Raw genomic sequence first — 19,135 nt, forward strand, 5'->3', positions numbered from 1 at the left:
TTTGCTGTTCGGCTCACCATATCCTAGGCTAGAGCGATGATCGGTTCCGGTGCGAAACCTGTGCGCGTGGTCGTCCTTGGCGGCGGAACTGCCGGCTGGATGACTGCCGCCGGGCTCGCCCGGATGCTGGGCGAGCGCGTGACGGTCGACCTGGTGGAAAGCGAGGACATCGGCATCGTCGGAGTGGGCGAGGCGACGCTGCCGCATATCCGCGGCTTCGTCGAGAAGCTCGGCATCTCCGAGGCCGAGTTCATGCGCGCCACCCATGCCACCTACAAGCTGGGTATCGATTTTCGCGATTTCGGCAGGATCGGCGAAAGCTATATCCACCCCTTCGGCTCCTTCGGCGAGGAACTGGGAGGGGTGGGTTTCCACCATTACTGGCTGGAGCTGCAGCGGCGCGGACTGGCGGGGCCGCTGGGCGATTATTCGTTCTGCGTTGCGGCGGCGCTGGCCAACAAGTTCGCGCCGCCCGCCGACGACATGTCGCTGGCATCCTCCTATGGCTATGCCTACCAGTTCGATGCCACGCTGTTCGGCCCCTTCATGCGCGAGTTCGGACTTTCCATCGGCGTAACCCGGCACGAGGGCCTGGTAACCCAGGTCGAACGCGACGGCGAAAGCGGCAATGTCACCGCGCTGACGCTGGAGGACGGCCGCCAGCTCGAAGGCGATCTGTTCGTCGACTGCTCGGGCTTTCGCTCGCGGATACTGGGGCAGGAACTTGGCGAGGAGTGGGAGGACTGGACCCACTGGCTGCCGTGCGACCGGGCGGCCGCCATGCCGTGCAAGCACGCCACCGACGAAATCCGGCCCTACACTACCGCCACCGCCATGCCCGCAGGCTGGCGCTGGCAGATCCCGCTGCAGCATCGCATGGGCAACGGATACGTCTTTTCCAGCGCCTTCATCGACGAGGACGAGGCCTGCGAGACCATTCGGAAGGCCAGCGAGGGCGAGCCGCTGGCGGACCCCCGCATCCTGCGCTTCCGCCCCGGGCGGCGGCGCCAGAGCTGGAGCCACAACGTCATCGCCGTGGGCCTTGCCAGCGGGTTCCTCGAACCGCTCGAATCGACGTCGATCTATCTCGCCCAGATGGCGATCACCTACCTCATCGAACTATTTCCGGATGGTGCAATCGATCCTGCCGACCGTGACGAATTCAACCGGCTGGTCGACATGGAATACGACCGCGTCCGCGACTTCCTGATCCTGCACTATCACGCCACCACGCGCGACGATTCCGAGTTCTGGAACCACGTGCGCACCATGACCGTGCCCGACAGCCTAGCCGGAAAGATGGAGCTGTGGCGCCAGGCGGGGCGTATCGAGAAATATTCCGATGGCCTGTTCTACGATGCCAGCTGGATCGCGGTTTACCTGGGCCAGGGCCTGATGCCGGAGCGGCACGATCCACGCACCGGGCTGGTCGATCCCGAGCGCCTCAAATCGGCGACCGACCGCCTGCGCAGCGAAATTGCTTCGTCGGTCTCGCAGATGCCTGACCACGCCGAATACCTGCGCCGCAACAACGCCCGGCTGGCAGAACCGGCGTGAGCGAGCCGCGCCAGCCGCCGAGCAGGATCGTCGTCGCCGGGGGAGGGCAGGTCGGCGTGCTTGCGGCAATCGGCCTGCGCCGCGCCCTGCCGACGTGTGAAGTTGTCGTGATCGGTCTTGCACCCGGCCCTTCCGCTTTTGCGGACCGTGCCTCATCTTCCCTCCCGTTCACCAACAAGCTGCATGATCGGCTTGGCATCGAAGAGGCGCAGCTCGTCCTCGCTGCCGGGGGCAGTTACCGGCTGGCAACGCGCTACGCCGGATGGGGCGGAGAGGACCAGCATGGCCTCGTGCCCTATGGCGGCGCGGTCGATCCCGCCTTGCAGACGCGCTTTGCCCAGCAATGGGGCGGCGGACCGCAGAATATCACCGGGGATCGGCCGGCAGGCTCTATCGCAGAAGTGCTGGTGAACGCGGGCCGCTTTGCCCCGCCGCCGCCCGATGCCGACACGCCCATATCCGAAGTCGAATATGCGCTGCGCTGGAATCAGCCCGCCTACCACGGCGTGCTGGTCGAACATGCCCAGCGCGCCGGTGTGGCGCATGTCAGCGGTATGATCTCGGCGATCCAGCTGGACGCCAAAGGGGGTATCGCCAGCATCGCCATCGACGGCCACGGCAATATCGAGGCGGACCTGTTCATCGATTGCACCGGTCCGGGCGCCGTGCTCGCCTCGGCCTTGCCGGAATTCGACGTGATCGATTGGCAGGACGCCTCGCCGATCCGCCGCGTGCTGGTGGCTCCTCCCGGCCAGCCAATGCTCCATCTGGAGGACAGGATTTCCCTGCTTCCCGAAGGCTGGCTGTGCGAACTGGCCGGGCGCGACGGCCTGCAGACCATGCTGGCCGTGGGAGAGGCCGTCGGCGATGATGCCGCGCGCGCGGCCTTGCAGACAGAGCCCGCGGCGTCGCTGCCGGTGTCGCCCGGATGCGCGCGCAAGGCGTGGGTCGGCAATGTGATTGCGCTCGGCGATGCCGCAGCGCGCTGCGAACCGCTGGGGTTCCTGCCGCTCGATCTGGCGCACCGCCAGCTTGACCTGCTGCTGGAAATGCTGCCCGGCAAGGAGGTCGTTCCCAGCGAGAGGGCCGAGTACAACCGCCGCGCCGGCCTGATGTTCGATGCCGTGCGCGATCTGCTGGCGATGCACTATGCCGCGCCGCGCGCGCGCAAGGTCTTCCCGAACGCGCAAACTCCGGCCGCCGTGCAGGTCATGCTGGACCAGTTCGAAAGACGGGGACGCCTGCCTTTCCAGGAGGAAGCGGCGCTGCTGAAGCAGGAGCAGGCTTCGCTGCTGGCGGCACTGGGCTTCCCGCAGGGGCTATCGACCCGCGAACAGCACCTTGCCCAACAGGATATAACCGCTGCCCAGGCCGATTTCGCGGCAAAGTCGCAGGCAGCGCTCGCTTTCGCGCCGCCATACGGCCAGTGGCTCGCTTCGGTCCTTCGGACTAGCCAAGCGCAGAGCGGATAATCGACCTGATTCGCGCGAACAGGTCCGGCCCGGGCGGACCGAGCACGCCCTTGGCGTGGTCGGGCAGATGGGCCGCAGGATCGCCGCTTTCCTCGAACACGTAATAATCCAGCATCTGCCGCCAGACCTCGCGCTGCTCGGGCGGCAGGTGGCGATAGGCGAGGATCGCATGGAGCAGTGCATCGTAGGGACTGCCGTTTCCCTGTGATTGCCCGTCGTTCCACCAGTAATTGGCCAGGATGCTGACCGGCTCGAGCGACTCGACGCCGTGCCACCAGCAATAGGGAATATAGATGGCGTCGCCCGGCTCCAGCGTGGCCTGCTCGGCATGTGACCATGCCTCGGCAAAGCGCGGGTGGGCATCAAGGTCCGGCGCGGCGAGATCGACCATGCTGACGGGAGTACCGGCCGGCGTCAATTCAAGCGGGCCGGGATAGAGATTGGGTGTCTGGTCGGGCGGGAAAAGCGTGAAACGCCGCCTGCCAGCGACGCAGCACGCGATATTTTCCTTGTTATCGAAATGCGGCGCGACGCGGATGCGGTTGCCGATCCAGATACGCGGGTCGACAGCGGGCAGCAGGTCCAGCCGGTTTTCGCGGTGGAATCCCGGCAGGAGTTCGCTGATGGTTTCCGCCTGCACCGCCATCGCATGCGGCTCGGCCTCGTCGCTCTCTGTCAGCAGGTCGGCAAGAAAGGCGTCGAGCCTGCCCTGACCCTGCATGAAATTGAGGCCGGTCATTTGCGGATTATAGAAGAACCTGCCTTGCGCGGCGGGCGGCGCGGCGATCGCTTTCACTGGCCGCGTGACGCCGGAGGCAAGAATGTATCGGACGATCGCCTCGTCGCCCTGCCTTGCCGCGTGGACGGCGGGCCAATCTGCCACCAGCCCGCTTAGAACGACCGGCCTGCCTGCAGCCCTGATCGCCGCCAGCTCTTCACTATCGCGCGGCCGTGCGCGCTCCTCCATGGGCCGGGCCGGTTTCATGCCGATGCGCGTTCGCCGACGGGGATTGCGCTGCCCTGCTGTTGCAGGAAATCTTCCTGCGTCGGCATCTGGGATACGGCTTGGGCAATGACTTGCCGGATATGTTCGAGCCGCTTCTTCGTTTCTGCCTCGTCGAGCATCCCCGCCACGGGGTGATACCCTTTCGGCGTGATGCCCTGGCCTGCCATCACCGCAAGCCAGCTTGGTTCGGTGAAGAACTCGTCGTGCTCGCGAACCACGCGTCCCGAGCCTTCGAAGATCGCCATTTTTTCGGCCAGTCCGTCGGGCGGTGGCAGGTTGCGGCAATAGCGCCAGAACTCGCTGTCATCCCGCTCGGTAGACTTGTAATGCAGGACGAGAAAATCGCGGATATCGACATATTCGCGGCGCGTATCGCGGTTGAAGCGCAGCCTTTCCTGCTCCCCGAAAGCGGTGGTGGGGAAGAAGGCCATGAACCTTGCGATCGACGACTGCACGAGGTGGATTGCGGTCGATTCTAGCGGCTCGAGGAAGCCGCCGGCCAGTCCCAACGCGACCACGTTCTTTTCCCAGAACTGCGCGCGGTGGCCGGCAGTGAAGCGCAGGTGATTAGGCTCGGCAAGAGGTTCGCCGTCGAGATTGGCGAGCAGCAGGTCGGTCGCCTTGTCCTGCTCCATATGGGCCGAGGAATAGACGTGTCCGTTGCCGATGCGATGCTGCAAGGGGATGCGCCACTGCCATCCGGCAGGGCGGGCCGTGGACCGGGTAAGCGGCTGGCGATCGCCGCCCAGCGTGCAGGGCACTGCCACCGCGCGGTCGCAGGGCAGCCACTTGCTCCAGTCCTCGAACGGCACCTGCAGGGCCTGGCCCAGCAGCAGCGAGCGAAAGCCCGAACAGTCGATGAAAAGCTCGCCCTCGATCCGGCTGCCGTCTTCCAGCTCAACCGATTCGACGAAGCCGGTCTCGCCGTCCTGGTGGACCTGGATGACCTTGCCCTCGAGGCGAATCACGCCATGCGCCTCGGCACGGCGACGCAGGAAAGCGGCGTATAGTCTCGCGTCGAACTGGAATGCATAGGCAAGCTTGGACAACGGGGAACGCGGATTGTTCAGTTGCGGCCAGAAGAACTTGCCCGCACGGCCTGCGGCGGCACCGATCGAATAGGGATCGAGAGGCACCGTTTCTCCCGCCTCCTGCCCGCGCAGCCAGAAATGGTGGAATTCGATACCCAGCATGTCGAGGCCATAGGTGCCGAACGGGTGGACGTAGGAATGGCCGGGCCGCAGCCAGTCGACGAATTCGATACCCAGCTTGTAGGTGGCGTGGGTTTCCCGCACGAATTCGTTCTCGTCGATTTCCAGCAGCTTGTGGAAAGAGAGGATCTGCGGGATCGTGGCCTCTCCGACCCCGACCGTGCCGATGGCGTCGCTTTCCACCAGTTGGATGGAAAGGCCGGGAAATTCGCCGAGGATTTTGGCAATCGCGGCGGCGGCCATCCATCCCGCCGTGCCCCCGCCGACGATCACGATCTTGCGGATGGGTTCTCCGTTCAAGATTGGCCCCCGAAGGCAAATTGCGCAGCTGGTTGCTCCAGGTGCCATGCGCCCGCACGCCGGAGGAAATCCTCCTGGCTGGGAAGCTGCTGGGCGGTGCTGCGGTAGGTTTCGCGCATCTGTTTCATGGCCTCGGCCACCTTGCGCTCGTCCAGCGTGTCGGCGATCGGATCGTGGCTCTCAGGGGCGATGTTCTGGCCAAGCATTACCGCGATCCAGCTAGGCTGGGCGAACAGTTCCGCATTCTCCCGGAAGACCCGGCCATGAAGTCTCCACAGTTCCATCTTGCGCGTTAGCGAATCGGGCACGGCCATGTCGCGGACGTAGCGCCAGAAATCCGTGTCGCCGCGCTGCGTGGCCTTGTAGTGCAGGATAATGAAGTCGCGCACGTCCTCATATACGTCGCGCATGCCGCGGTTGTACTCGTCACGTTCAAGGGAGCTGATCGGCTTGTCGGGGAACAGCGCGAACAGCCTGGCGATGCCGTTCTGGATCATGTGAATGCTGGTGGATTCCAGCGGCTCGATGAAACCCGACGACAGGCCGAGCGAGACGACATTGTGGCTCCACGCCTTGCGCCGCATGCCGGTCTTGAAGCGAATCGTTCTCGGCTCCGCGAGAGGCTGGCCTTCGAGATTCGCCAGCAGGATGTCCCGCGCTTCATCCTCGTCCATGTACTGGCTGCAAAAGACGTGGCCGTTGCCCACACGGTGCTGCAAGGGGATTCGCCACTGCCAGCCCGCCGGCCGCGCGGTTGATCGCGTGAAGGGATCGGGCGACGCGATGTTGGAGGTCGGCACGGCGATTGCGCGATCGACTGGCAGCCAGTGGCTCCAGTCGTCATAGCCGGTTTCCAGCTCCTCCTCTATCAGCAGGCCGCGAAAGCCGGAGCAGTCGATGAACAGGTCGCCCTCGATACAGGTGCCATCCGCCAGCTCTATGGCCGATACGTCGCCGCTTTCCCCGTTGCGGTGAGCGCGGACTATCTGCCCTTCCTTGCGCACAGTGCCCTGGCGCTCGGCCAGCTTGCGCAGGAATGCCGCGTACAGCCCCGCATCGAAATGGAAGGCGTAGCTGATTTCCGAAATCGGCGTCTTGGCCTGCGCCGAGGGACGACCGAAACGGCCTAGCGCTGCCGCCACCGAACTCATCGAATAGTCCGCGATGTCTCCGATGTCTGCAGAGCCGAGTGCCAGTTGTCGCAGGAAAAGCTGGTGAAACTGGATGCCGTGGAAATCGTGGCCATAATCTCCGAAAGGATGGAAATAGCGATCCCCGATCCGGCCCCAGTCGACGAATTCGATCCCGAGCTTGAAAGTCCCTCGCGTCTCCCTGAGAAACTCGTTTTCCGAGATATCCAGCATGGCGTTAAAATTGCGGATCGGCGGAATGGTCGCCTCTCCCACACCCACGGTGCCGATCTGGTCCGATTCGACCAGGGTAATGGTGCGTTTCCCGTCGTCGAAAAATCGCGACAGGGCCGCTGCCGCCATCCATCCTGCCGTCCCGCCGCCGACGATTACCACGTCCGCTATCCGTCCGGGGGTAACGATACCATTGGATTGTGACATGGTCAGGCAGCCTCCCTCAGACAGGTGCAATACTTTTGCAACAGTTCGCAGCCTAGTGCCCTAACGCACCCTTGCAAAGGCAAGAATCTGCCTTTATGCATCGACCCAACAGCAAAAAGCTTGCGCTGCTACATTTTTTGGTAGCGCTAACATTGGGAGGGTGACAGTGACCATGACGCCAACGCGTTCGGGCGAAATCTTTGAGCGGGGAATGCCCGCTATCCGCAGTCTTCTGAAGGCCGGTGCGTCTTCTCTTGCACTGGGCGGCCTGCTGGCCTCCCAGGCTGCCATTGCGCAGGACCAGCCGGAAACCACCGAGATCGAAGGTGTGGAAGAGGACTCGGTTCCGGATAACGCGATCGTCGTGACCGGCATCCGCCAGTCGCTCGCCAACTCGCAGGACATCAAGCGCGATGCCGACACGGTTGTCGATGCCATTACCGCCGAAGATATCGGCGCGCTGCCCGACCGTTCGGTGACCGAGGCGCTCCAGCGCGTTCCCGGTATCGCCATCAACCGTTTCGCCGGTTCCAACGACCCCGACCACTTTTCCGTGGAAGGTTCAGGCGTCGTGGTTCGCGGCCTCAATTTCGTCCGCTCCGAATTCAACGGTCGCACGGCCTTTGGTGCCGGTGTCGGTGGCCAGGCGCTGAACTTTGCCGACGTGCCTTCCGAACTTCTGGGTTCGGTCGTCATCAGCAAGAACGCGACCGCCGAGATGATCGAGGGCGGCCTTGCCGGTACGGTCAATCTCAACACGCGCAAGCCATTCGATCGCGACGGCTTCCGCTTCGGTTTCAGTGCCGAGGCCAACTACGGCGATTTCAGCGAGGAATGGACGCCGACCGGTTCGCTTCTGCTCAGCAACACCTGGGATACCGACATCGGCCGTTTCGGCCTGCTGGTCAGCGGGTCCTTCTCGCAGATCAAGTCGCGCGCCGACGGTCTGCAGGTTGCCAACTACCAGACGCGTGACGGCATCCTCGTCAACGCCGCCAACACCGATGGCGTGCAGGTCTGCCGCAACCCGCTGCCTTCCGGCACCGACACCACGACCCTGCCGCCTGCCAACGCCAACTGCGGCAATTTCGGCAGCGCGGGGGCCGATGGCTTCGCCGACTATGCCGATTTCCGTGTGGCACCTGTAGGCGGCCAGTTCCGCACGCAAAATTTCGACCGCAAGCGCGATGGCCTTGCCATTTCCGCTCAGTTCGAATCGCTCGATGAGCGTGTTCTTGTCACTGCCGAATTCATTCGCTCCCACACGACCAACCGCTGGGGTGAATACACCTACGAAACCGCACCCGACCTGGCCGAATATTCGACCTATCCGATCGGTTGCCAGCAGAACGCCAACGGCCCCAACATCGTCAACGCCGATGGTACGCTGGGCGATCCGACTGCGCGGGCACAGTGTCCCGTCGGCGGCTTCACCGACTACGTCTACGACGATCGCGGCGTCTTCCAGTCGGGCTACATCGTCAACGCAACGAACGGCTGGCGCGGTGCGGTGAACAACTTCGATCCGGCACCGCCAGTGCGCGATGCGGACGGCAACCTGATCAGCGGCGGTGGCTCGCCCTATGTGCCGATCGGCGGCCTGCAGCAGTCGCTGGCCCGTCGCCAGGTGAATGACGAGGTCACCAACGAAGACTACAGCATCAACATGCAGATGGAGCTGACCGACCGTCTGACCGCCGTGTTCGATGGCCACTATGCCTCGTCGCGCAAGGAAAACCTCGACTTCAGCGTCTTCGGATCGACCTTCGCCGATCAGGAGCTGGATCTGACCGGCGACTATCCCGTCGTCATTCCGCACAAGCCGCAGTACCTGGGCTATACCTGGTCCGGCCCCAGCCCCGAACTGGGCGACGCGACGGAGCAGGAATACTTCACCGATCCGCGTTTCCAGTTCTGGCGCGCCGCGATGGACCACATCGAGGACAGCGAGGGCGAGCAGTATGCCTTGCAGGCAGACCTGCAGTACGAACTCGATGACTATGCCTTCATCCGGCGCGTAAAAGTGGGTGCGCGCTATCAGGATCGTGATCAGACGGTACGCTACACCACCTACAACTGGGGTATGCTGAGCGAGACCTGGTCGGGAACGCGCCCGATCAATTTCGCCGACGTCGGCAATTCCGAGCGGTACGAGTTCCCGAACTTCTTCCGCGGCGAAGTGCCCGGCCCTCCGGGAGCGTTCTACTACTCCGGCGACCTGATCGACGGTTACCAGAATTCGGTGGATTTCTTCCAGTCGATCCAGGATCTCTACGCCGGTCAGTACGAAGGTGCTCCGACCTTCAACTCGCTTGCCCAGCGTCCCGGCGTTATCCCCGGCACGCCCTATCTTCCGGCCGACATCCAGCCGGTGGAGCAGACCGATACGGCCGCTTACGTGCAGCTCGACTTCGGTAGCGACGAGATTTTCGGCGGCATTCGCTTCGCCGGCAACATCGGCGTCCGCTACGTCAATACGGACCTGACATCGGGCGGATCGATCGGCGTTCCCAGCACCGCTGCCCTGAACATCGCCGATCCGTTCAGCGTACGCTGCCAGCCGGTCGTACCGCCCAACTCGCCGCCCGGAACGCCTGCGCAGGTGCCCGGCGGGGTCTGTCTGCTAGGCGCGGATGGCTATGCCGAACTCCAGACATTCGCCGGTGACGGTGTTACCGTGGCGAACGTTGCCGAGCACGGTTACGACTACTTCCTGCCCAGCCTCAACATGCGCTTCGGCTTGACCGATGACCTGATCTTCCGCCTGGCCGGATCCAAGGTGCTGTCGCGGCCGGAGAACTCCTATATCCGCAACTTCCTGACCATCGGCCTGGGGACGAGCGGCGAGTTGACGGCGACCGCGGGCAACCCGTTCCTGCTGCCTGCTACCGCATGGCAGTTCGACGCCAGCCTCGAATGGTATTTCGCTCGGGTTGGCTCGTTGACCCTCAACGGCTTCTACAAGGAGATCGAGAACTTCTTCTTCCAGGACATCACCAGCCGCGATATCACCAGCAACGGTATCACGCGCAACGTGCTGGTCCGTGGTCCGGCGAACTTCGACGGTACCGGTAAGATCAAGGGCTTCGAACTCGCGTATCAGCAGACCTACGAGTTCCTGCCGGCCCCGTTCGATGGCTTCGGTATCCAGGCGAACTACACCTACATCGACAGTTCGGGCCTGCCGAACACGTTCCTCAACGCAGGTACCCCGGTGTCGGAGTCCACGGTGCCGCCAGGAAACCTTCCGCTCGAGCAGTTGTCGAAGCACAACTTCAACTTCACGGGCTTCTACGAGAAGGGTCCGATCTCGCTGCGCGGTGCGTACAACTGGCGTTCGCGCTTCCTGTTGACGGCCTCGGACGTGATCTTCCCGTACTACTCGATCTTCAACGAGCCGACGGGACAGCTCGACGCGTCGATCTTCGTCAATGTCAGCGATATCTTCGAACTGCCGGGCGATATCAGGATCGGCGTTCAGGGCGTGAACCTGCTGAACGAGGTGACCGAGACCTCGCAGGCATATTCGGGCGATCCGGATCAGCTGGTGCCCCGTTCGTTCTTCATGAACGATCGCCGGTTCTCGTTCATCCTGAGAGGCCAGTTCTAGGCCAACACATATAACACAAGGCTCCTCGAACTCGGGCCGCCATGCTGAAAGGCATGGCGGCCCTCTTCTTGTGCGCGCTGCGTATTATGAAGAGCGGGGCAAGCCGTGAAGAACCGGAGCGAGCCCCGATCACCAGCTCAAAAAAAGCCCCGCGCCAATGACGCGAGGCTCCAGAAGTTCGAAGGTTCGGGCGAACTAGGTGCCGAGCGTTTCCGCCAGCGCGGTGCGCAAGGGCTTGGGACGGTAATCGGAATCGTAGGGCGTCCCGCGCACCTCCAGCCCGTCGGGCCGTGCCGCCGGCTCGAAATACTGCAGCCAGTTGAACTGGTCGACCATGCCCCATGCCAGCACGTCGTCGAGATGCTGGTCGTAATCCAGCATCAGGTCGAAATAGCGGCGCGTGTAGTCCGCCACCTTTTCGTCGCGCTGAGCGATATTGGATGGGAGTGCCCGGTCCTTCACGTCGAATTCGGTGATCAGCAGGCGATAACCCATGCCCGTGACCTCATCGAGGAAGTTGCGCCACTCGCGCTCCGCATAGGGGCCGACGCCGGTTGCCGGATCGATATCGAACATTTCGATGTGAGACTGGATACCCAGCGCATCGACGGGGACATCGCGGTTGCGGAAACCTTCCAGCAGCCGCAACACGTCGGCACAGTGCTTCAGGTGGGCGGGCTCCCAGCTCATGTAATCGTTATAGACCAGCTGTCCCTGCGGCAGCTGCTCGCGCGCGGTGCGGAAGGCAAGGTCCAGCACCGCCTCGGGGCTGCCCATCGCGCGGCTCAGGCTGGTCTCGATGGGCGCATTGCGATCATGGTCGATGGCTTCGTTCACCACGTCGTAGCTGGTGATGACGCCGCGATAGCGGTCCGTCACCGTGCGGATGTGCTCGGTGATAAGGCGCTCGGCCTCGGCCGCCGGAGTGGCTCCGAAATCGTAGTTGTTCAGCCACTCGGGAAACCACTGGGGCCGGTGCCACAACAGCGTATGGCCGCGCACGGCAAGGTCGTTCGCCTGTGCCCATGCCACGATGGCGTCCATGCGCCGGAAATCGAAGCTGTCCGGGCCGGGCCGCGTGGCCTGCCACTTCATCTCGTTTTCCGGCACGACCATGCCGCATTCGGCTTTGACGATTTCGGTATACTTCGGGTTCTGGATGGACCCGGCTTGGTCCGTTCCCGGGATCGAGGAGATGGCGCTGCCGAAATAGCGACCGCGTGTCTGCGCGATGGCATTCAGCCCCGGACCGGGAGCCGGGCCGGGCGGAAGCGAAGACGGTGTCGGAGAAGACAGTATCGGCAAAACCCCGCCGCTGCTGTCAGAGCCGCATCCTGCCAGGGGCATCGCAGCCAGCCCCATCAGCGCAGCACGGCGGCTGATCGTAAATTTCTCCATCTTCAGATAATCTCCACTTGGGTTTGTTTGAGAGACGCGCTGCTGTTGCCCGCGGACAAGGTCAGCGGGCCGGGCTCGTTCACTTCGACCATGTCCCTGTTCCAGATCGCCAGCCGTCGCGGTTCGATGGCGAAGCGCAGAGTGCGTGTCTCGCCCGGGGCGAGCGTTACCCTTTCGAACCCTTTGAGCTCGAGAACCGGCTGCGTCACCGATGCTTCGGTCCGGGTGATGTAGAGCTGCACGACCTCGTCGCCCGCCACGGGGCCGTCATTGGTCGCATCGACTGCGACAATGACCGGCTCGTCCGCCCCGAACCGGGCCTTGGCAGGGCGTGGTTCGGAGATGGCGAAGGTGGTGTAGCTGAGGCCGTGGCCGAACGGGAACAGCGGTGCGACATCGTCGAACAGGTAGCCCCGGCGCGCACTTGGCTTGTGGTTGTAGAAGGAGGGCACCTGACCTTCGTTGCGCACCACCGTCACCGGCAGCTTGGCGCCGGGATTGATGCGTCCAAGCAGCGCCTCGGCCATGGCGACGCCGCCTTCCTGGCCAGGATACCAGCATTCGAGGATGGCATCGGCCTTTTCCACCACGTTGGGCCAGCTCGGCGGGCGCCCGTTGATCGCGCACACGACCAGCGGCTTGCCGAGCGCGGCCATCGCATCGACGAGCGCATTCTGCTCGCCCACGATGTCGATGTCGGTGCGGTCGCCCAGGTGGTTGGCGGCGAAGCCCTCGCGGCTGGTCTGCTCGGTATCGCCAATGGCCAGCACGATGGTGTCGGCATCACGGGCGACGGCGACGGCTTCCTCGATCAGGGCGAGGTTCCTGTCGCGCGGCGCGAGTTCGATGATGTCCTGCGAACGGTCCTCGCTTGTGGTGATGAACACGCCCTGCGCGGTGACGAAGTCGGCATCGGGCGCGACCTGGCGGAGCCCCTCGATCAGGCTGATCGTCTGCTGCGGAACGCTGGAGTACCCGCCCAGCCGGGCGATGGCATGATTGGGGCCGATCACGGCGACGCGGCCCATCGTGCTCCCGCGGAGCGGCAGGGTCTCGTTCCGGTTGGTCAGCAGGCACATGCTCTTTCGCGCAGCCTCGAGCGCGAGCGCGCGCGCTTCGTCGTTGCCGGTGATGCGGCGGGCGAGTGCCGCGTCGCCATAAGGGTTCTCGAACAGGCCGGCGCGGAACTTGATGGCGAGCATCCGCGCACAGGCCGTGTCGATGAGCGCCAGCGGGATACGCCCCGCTTCGACCGCGTCCTGCAGCGTGGCGTAGGCCATGCCCTCGGGCAGTTCGCTGTCGACGCCCGCCAGCAGGGACTGGTGCGCTGCATCCTCCAGGTCCTCTGCCACGTGGTGCAGGGTGGCCAGTTCGTGCACGCCGCCATAGTCGCTGACGATGACCCCATCGAAGCCCCATTCGCCGCGCAGCACCTCGCCCAGCAGCCAGGTGTTGGCATGGCTGGGGATGCCGTCGATCTCGTTGTAGCTGGGCATGACCGCGCCGATGGACGTGCGGCGAACGACTTCACGGAACGGCGGGAAGAAATTCTCGCGCAGTTCATGCTCGGATAGCTGCGCCGGGGCAACGTTATTACCAGCCTCGGGCTGGCCGTGCCCGGTCATGTGCTTGAGCGTGGCGAACACCTTGCCATCGCGCAGACGCTCGAACTTGCCCGGACCTTGCAGGCCCTCTACCGCAGCCACGCCCATTTCGGCGGCGAGATAGGGGTCCTCGCCCCAGGTTTCCTCGATCCGGCCCCAGCGCGGATCGCGCACGATGTCCACCACCGGGCTGAGCACCAGCGGCACGCCGCGGGCACGCACTTCGCGCGCCGTGACGGACTGCACGCGGCGCATCAGGTCCGTATCGAACGAGCCCGCCAGCGCGATGGCCTGGGGGAACATGGTCGCCTCTGTCGCCATGTAGCCGTGCAGCGATTCTTCGTGCAGCAGGACGGGGATGCCAAGCCGCGTGTCCTCCAGCGCCCAGCGTTGCAGTGCGTTGATGAAGGCCACGGTCTCATCCGGCGTGCGCCAGCGCGCCGCGGTGCCACCTGCCGCCCCGCTGATGCCGGGGACACCGCGCTTGTCGGATGGGCGGGTGAGGTGGCCGATCCCGTCGGGAAAGGCCGCGCTGGCCTTTTGGGGCACGAATTCCAGCCCGTCGATCATGTCGCCCTTGCCCTGCCAGGCAGTGCGGATCTGGGCGATCTTTTCGGGCAGGGTCATGCGCGCCATCAGGTCTGCCACGCGCGCCTGTATCGGCGCGCGGGCATCCTTGTAGAGCGGACCCGCCTGCGCGAGGGCAGACGGGCTCTGCATGACCGCAAGGGCCGACAGGCTCCCGCCTGCCAGCAGGCCCAGTGCATTGCGCCGGTTCATGCTCATTCCACCACCAGTTCGATTTCCTGCAGATCCTGCGAGTTGGGGCCGACCATGATGGTGAAGGCACCAGGCTCCACGGTTCGCTGCATGTCGCGGTCCCACAGCGCGAAGGCATCGGGGCGGATGGTGACATCCACCTGGCGGGTCTCGCCCGGTGCCAGGGTCACGCGCTGGAAGCCCACCAGCTCCTTTACCGGCCGGGTCACGCTGCTGATCTGGTCGCGAAGGTAGACCTGCACGACTTCATCGCCTGCCATGTCGCCGCTGTTCGTCACCGGCACGCGCACCGTCACCCCTTCACCTGCGGCGATCGTGGGCGAGGAGAGGGCAGGGGCGCCGAAATCGAATTGGGTGTAGGAGAGGCCGTAGCCGAACGGATAGAGCGGTGTGACATCGGAGAAGAGGTAACCGCGCCGCGCACTCGGCTTGTGGTTGTAGAAGTTGGGCAATTGCCCGGCGTTGCGCGCCACCGTTACCGGCAGCTTGCCGCCGGGGTTCACGCGGCCGAACAGCGCGTCGGCAATGGCATTGCCCTGCTGCTCGCCCGCATACCAGGTTTCGATGATCGCGTCGGAATGCTCCGCCACGGCAGGATAGCTCGGCGGACGGCCGTTCACGAGGACGGTGACGATCGGCTTGTCCAGCGCGCGCAGGGCATCGAACAGCTCGTTCTGCTCGCCCACCAGGTCGAGGCTGGTGCGGTCGCCGAGGTGCTCTTCCGCCCAGCCTTCGCGGCTGGTCTGCTCGGTATCGCCGACGAACAGGATGATCGTGTCCGCATCGCGTGCGGCTTCCACGGCCTCTGCGATCATGCGGCGGTTTTCCGCAGGGTCGGCAAGCACGACCTCGTCCGCCCACCAGTCGTCGTTCTCGGTGATGCGCACACCCTCGGCGTGGACGATGTTCGCCCGGTCGCCCACCAGTGAACGGATGCCGTCCAGCGGGCTGACCGTATTGCGCGGAATGCCGTAATAGCCGCCCAGGCGGGCCACGTCGGCGTTCGGGCCGATCACGGCGATGGTTGGCCTATCCGCCCCGCCTTCGGGCATGGCAAGCGGCAGGACGCCATCGTTCTTCAGCAGCACGAGCGAGCGTTCGGCAGCCGTGCGGGCAAGGGCAATGCCTTGCTCGGTGTTGGACTGAAGGGCAGGGCCCATGTCGGTGACGAAGGGCTGCTCGAACAGGCCGGCATTGAACTTCATCGTCAGGATGCGCTCTACCGCGGTGTTGATCTGCGCTTCGGTGACGCGGCCCTCGGCCAGCAGCTGGGGCAGGTTGCGGTAGGATGCGCCATCGGGGAAATCGATGTCGACACCGGCATTCATCGCCAGCACCGCGGCGGCGGGAATGTCCTCGGCAATCCTGTGGCGCGAGACCATTTCCTCGATCGCGAAGTAGTCGGAGACGACGGCCCCGTCATACCCCCATTCATCGCGCAGGATGTCATGCAGCAGCCAGGTGCTGGAGTGGCTGGGGATGCCGTCGATCTCGTTATAGCTCGCCATCACCGATGCAATCGCCGTGCGGTCGATAACCTGCTTGAAAGGCGGGAAGAACATCTCGCGCAGCGTGCGTTCGGAAATCTGCGCGGGGCCGGTATTGGTGCCGCTTTCGGGCTGTCCGTGGCCGGTCATGTGCTTGAGCGTTGCCAGCACCTGTCCCTCGCCAAGCTGCGGGTCCGTTCCCGTGCCCTGCAGACCCTCGACCGCTGCAACGCCCATTTCGCCGACCAGGTAGGGGTCTTCGCCGAAGGTCTCCTCGATCCGGCCCCAACGCGGATCGCGCGCGACGTCCACCACGGGGGAGAGCACCTGGTGGACGCCGCGCGCCCGCACCTCGCTCGCAATCAGGTCGTTGATATCGCGAACGAGGTCGGGATCCCAGGTCGAGGCAAGACCGATGGACTGGGGGAAACTGGTTGCATCGCGCGCCGCGAACCCGTGCAGCGATTCCTCATGCGCCAGCACCGGAATGCCGAGGCGGGTTTCCTCGCGTGCCCAGCGCTGCACTTCGTTGATGTAGCGGATGCTATCCTCGATGGAGCGGAACGGCGTGACGCGGGGGCTGCCCGGTCCGCCCTGGTCGGCCGGACGGGTAAAGAAGCCGATGCCATCGGGATATCGCTCGCTCGCCTTCGCGGCGTCGAAGAAGGTGTCATCGCCCTGCACCTCCGCCTTGTTGGTCCAGGTGCTGATCATCTGGGCCATCTTTTCCTCGATGGTCATGCGCGCCATCAGGTCGGCCACGCGCTGCTCCACCGGCAGGGACGCGTCCCAGTAGGCGGCGTCGGCCATGGGCCGTTCGACCGCCGTGCTGTCCTGCGCAGTAGCCGGAGCCATCATCGGCACCGAGCACGCCAGCATGCCTGCACCGGCCATCAACAACGCACGCGAAATCATCTTCATCGAAATGTCCCTCTCCCCGGTCCGCGACTTGACTGGCGGACATCTTGTGGTAGCGCTACCATGATGAGGGTGAGGAAGCTTGTCAACTTTGTTGCGGCAGCATGCGCGCTGGCAATCGGGATCGCCGTCCCGGCGACGGGCGCACAGGCCGAGGATGGCTATGATCTCTGGCTGCGGAATGCGCCGCTCGATGCAGAGCAGGTCGAGCGGCTGGGCCTGCCCGCCCGCCTCGTGCGAACGGCACTTGTAGAAGGGGCCCAGTCCCCCAGCCCGACGATGAACGTCGCCACGGCGGAACTGATGCACGGCCTCAATTCGCTCGCCGCCGCACATCCTGTGGAACGCGGGAGCGGGCCGGGACGGGCAATCCGCCTCGATTGCCCGGAAAGCCGGGCCGACGGCGATGCCGCTTTCACGATTCGCACTGTCGACGGCGACATTCGCATCGGCGGCAACAGCGATCTTGCCTGTCTCTACGGCGCCTATGCGCTGCTGCGTGAGCTGTCTCTCGGTACCGATCCGGACACCCTCGACATCGATTCTGCCCCGGCCATGCCGCTCAGGCTGCTCAACCACTGGGACAATCCCGATGGCCATGTGGAGCGAGGCTACGCCGGCCGTTCGATCTTCGACTGGTGGCACCTGCCCGAACGGCTGGACCAGCGCATGATCGACTATGCCCGCGCCAATGCTTCTGTCGGCATCAACGGTGCGGTGGTGAACAACGTGAACGCGAGGGCCTTCATGCTGGAGCCGCGCTATATCGAAAAGCTGGCGCGGCTGGCCGATGCGTGGCGGCCTTACGGCATCCGCGTGTATCTCTCCGCCCGCTTCAGCGCGCCCACTGAAATAGACGGGGGCGATATCGGGAGGCTGGAGACGGCGGACCCGCTCGATCCGCAGGTGCGTGCGTGGTGGCAGGCCAAGGCGGACGAGATCTACGCAGCCATTCCCGACTTCGGGGGTTTCCTCGTCAAGGCCAATAGCGAGGGGCAACCCGGACCGCAGGATTACGGCCGCACCCATGCCGACGGGGCGAACATGCTTGCCCAGGCCATCGGTGACCGCGGCACGGTTATATGGCGCGCCTTCGTCTATTCGGCGCAGGACGAAACCGACCGGGCGAAGCAGGCCTACGAGGAATTCGTCCCGCTCGACGGGGCCTTTGCCGACAATGTGATCGTGCAGGTGAAGAACGGTGCGATCGATTTCCAGCCGCGCGAGCCGTTCCACCCGATGTTCGGTGCCATGCCGCAGACGCGGCTGATGCTGGAAGTGCAGATCACCAAGGAATACCTGGGCTTTGCCAGCCACCTCGCTTTCCTCGCCCCGATGTGGCGCGAGGTGCTGGACGCCGATACCGGACGCGGCGGCAGCGTGGCCGAGGTGGTCGCACCTGCCGGGATGGCGGGCGTTGCCAACACCGGGTCGGACCGTAACTGGAGCGGCAGCGATTTCGATCAGGCGAACTGGTACGCCTTCGGACGCCTCGCCTGGGACCCGGCGCTATCGAGCGATACCATCGCGCGCGAGTGGCTGGCGCAGACCTTCAACCGCGAGGAGGCATTCCTCGCCCAGACGGCACCGATGATGCTTTCCAGCCGGGAAACGGTGGCCCGCTACATGACGCCGCTCGGTCTCGCCCATCTGATGGCAACCGGGCACCATTACGGCCCCGCCCCGTGGGTGTGCGACCTCGACCGGCCCGAATGGAATCCCTGCTATTATCACCGCGCCGACAGCGACGGGATCGGGTTCGATCGCACCGCGACAGGATCGAACGCGCTTGGCCAGTATGCACCGGCCATAGCTGACACCTGGTCGGACCCGGCAACGATGGACGAACACTATCTGCTGTGGTTCCACCACCTCGACTGGGATTACCGCACCCAGAGCGGCCTGCCCCTGTGGGACGAACTGGTTCAACGCTACGACCAGGGGGTTACCGAGGTCGACACCATGGTACACACGTGGGACGACCTGTCCGCCTATGTAGATCCAGAGCGGCACCGCGCCGTGGCCGAAAACCTGCGCATCCAGCAGCGGGAGGCGAACTGGTGGCGCGATGCCTCGATCGCTTACTGGCAATCGCTCAACGGCCTGCCGCTGCCGCAGGGTGCGCGAGCACCGAGCCGCGATCTCGAACATTATCGCAGTTTGTCGTTTCCGGAGGCTCCCGGGCAATGAGACGACTTGTTGCGAATGCGAATAGCGGTCT

10 protein-coding genes are annotated in these 19,135 nt (G+C 64.4%); 4 read left to right on the forward strand and 6 right to left on the reverse strand.

Annotated features, from left to right (window positions below):
* Positions 1-36: 36 nt before the first annotated feature.
* Together D2V07_RS08480 and D2V07_RS08485 are read left to right on the forward strand one after the other, a co-directional pair.
* The gene (locus D2V07_RS08480) at positions 37-1,557 is read left to right on the forward strand and encodes a tryptophan halogenase family protein (protein ID WP_119586537.1); all 1,521 of its coding nucleotides are present in this window, start codon (positions 37-39) and stop codon (positions 1,555-1,557) included.
* Positions 1,554-3,029, forward strand: a complete 1,476-nt coding sequence (locus D2V07_RS08485; protein ID WP_158586785.1) for a tryptophan 7-halogenase — start codon at positions 1,554-1,556, stop codon at positions 3,027-3,029. The genes D2V07_RS08480 and D2V07_RS08485 overlap by 4 nt, the downstream gene beginning before the upstream one ends.
* Here D2V07_RS08485 and D2V07_RS08490 read toward each other — a convergent pair.
* From D2V07_RS08490 to D2V07_RS08500, 3 genes are read right to left on the reverse strand one after another with little or no spacing between them, the layout of a single operon-like run.
* Positions 3,007-4,014: a cupin-like domain-containing protein gene (locus tag D2V07_RS08490; protein WP_119586539.1), complete on the reverse strand. Its 1,008-nt coding sequence runs from the start codon at positions 4,012-4,014 to the stop codon at positions 3,007-3,009. The two genes, D2V07_RS08485 and D2V07_RS08490, sit on opposite strands and share 23 nt — an antisense overlap.
* A complete protein-coding gene (locus D2V07_RS08495) occupies positions 4,011-5,546 on the reverse strand; it encodes a tryptophan halogenase family protein (protein WP_119586540.1) in 1,536 nt (511 codons plus the stop codon). The genes D2V07_RS08490 and D2V07_RS08495 overlap by 4 nt, the downstream gene beginning before the upstream one ends.
* On the reverse strand, positions 5,543-7,117 hold the full coding sequence (locus D2V07_RS08500) for a tryptophan halogenase family protein (RefSeq protein WP_119586541.1): 1,575 nt from the start codon (positions 7,115-7,117) through the stop codon (positions 5,543-5,545). Before D2V07_RS08500 ends, D2V07_RS08495 begins: the two co-directional genes overlap by 4 nt.
* 172 nt (positions 7,118-7,289) lie before the next feature.
* Here D2V07_RS08500 and D2V07_RS08505 point away from each other — a divergent pair, with 172 nt between their 5' ends.
* Complete coding sequence (locus D2V07_RS08505; RefSeq protein WP_233548333.1) at positions 7,290-10,727, forward strand: TonB-dependent receptor; 3,438 nt, start codon at positions 7,290-7,292, stop codon at positions 10,725-10,727.
* Between the two features lie 195 nt (positions 10,728-10,922).
* Here D2V07_RS08505 and D2V07_RS08510 read toward each other — a convergent pair whose 3' ends face one another.
* Genes D2V07_RS08510 through D2V07_RS08520 form a run of 3 tightly spaced genes read right to left on the reverse strand, consistent with a single transcriptional unit; the run spans position 10,923 to position 16,911 of the window.
* Entirely contained in the window at positions 10,923-12,125 is a 1,203-nt protein-coding gene (locus D2V07_RS08510) for an endo-1,4-beta-xylanase (protein ID WP_233548310.1), read from the reverse strand.
* Between the two features lie 2 nt (positions 12,126-12,127).
* Positions 12,128-14,509, reverse strand: coding sequence for a glycoside hydrolase family 3 N-terminal domain-containing protein (locus D2V07_RS08515; RefSeq protein WP_456061943.1), 2,382 nt, complete (start codon positions 14,507-14,509; stop codon positions 12,128-12,130).
* A gap of 2 nt (positions 14,510-14,511) precedes the next feature.
* The gene (locus D2V07_RS08520) at positions 14,512-16,911 is read right to left on the reverse strand and encodes a glycoside hydrolase family 3 N-terminal domain-containing protein (RefSeq protein WP_407641592.1); all 2,400 of its coding nucleotides are present in this window, start codon (positions 16,909-16,911) and stop codon (positions 14,512-14,514) included.
* A 66-nt stretch (positions 16,912-16,977) separates the two neighbouring features.
* Between D2V07_RS08520 and D2V07_RS08525 the strand changes: the two genes are divergently transcribed.
* The gene (locus D2V07_RS08525) at positions 16,978-19,104 is read left to right on the forward strand and encodes an alpha-glucuronidase (RefSeq protein ID WP_119586543.1); all 2,127 of its coding nucleotides are present in this window, start codon (positions 16,978-16,980) and stop codon (positions 19,102-19,104) included.
* The last annotated feature ends 31 nt before the right edge of the window (positions 19,105-19,135 follow it).

This window comes from Aurantiacibacter zhengii (assembly GCF_003584125.1).
GTDB classification, from domain to species: Bacteria; Pseudomonadota; Alphaproteobacteria; order Sphingomonadales; family Sphingomonadaceae; genus Alteraurantiacibacter; species Alteraurantiacibacter zhengii.

Excerpts from the sequence above, each read along its gene's own strand:
- D2V07_RS08480 (WP_119586537.1), top strand. The coding sequence starts at position 37 with ATGATCGGTTCCGGTGCGAAACCTGTGCGCGTGGTCGTCCTTGGCGGC.
- D2V07_RS08490 (WP_119586539.1), bottom strand. The coding sequence starts at position 4,014 with ATGAAACCGGCCCGGCCCATGGAGGAGCGCGCACGGCCGCGCGATAGT.
- D2V07_RS08500 (WP_119586541.1), bottom strand. The coding sequence starts at position 7,117 with ATGTCACAATCCAATGGTATCGTTACCCCCGGACGGATAGCGGACGTG.
- D2V07_RS08505 (WP_233548333.1), top strand. The coding sequence starts at position 7,290 with ATGACGCCAACGCGTTCGGGCGAAATCTTTGAGCGGGGAATGCCCGCT.
- D2V07_RS08510 (WP_233548310.1), bottom strand. The coding sequence starts at position 12,125 with ATGGAGAAATTTACGATCAGCCGCCGTGCTGCGCTGATGGGGCTGGCT.
- D2V07_RS08515 (WP_456061943.1), bottom strand. The coding sequence starts at position 14,509 with ATGAACCGGCGCAATGCACTGGGCCTGCTGGCAGGCGGGAGCCTGTCG.
- D2V07_RS08520 (WP_407641592.1), bottom strand. The coding sequence starts at position 16,911 with ATGATTTCGCGTGCGTTGTTGATGGCCGGTGCAGGCATGCTGGCGTGC.
- D2V07_RS08525 (WP_119586543.1), top strand. The coding sequence starts at position 16,978 with ATGATGAGGGTGAGGAAGCTTGTCAACTTTGTTGCGGCAGCATGCGCG.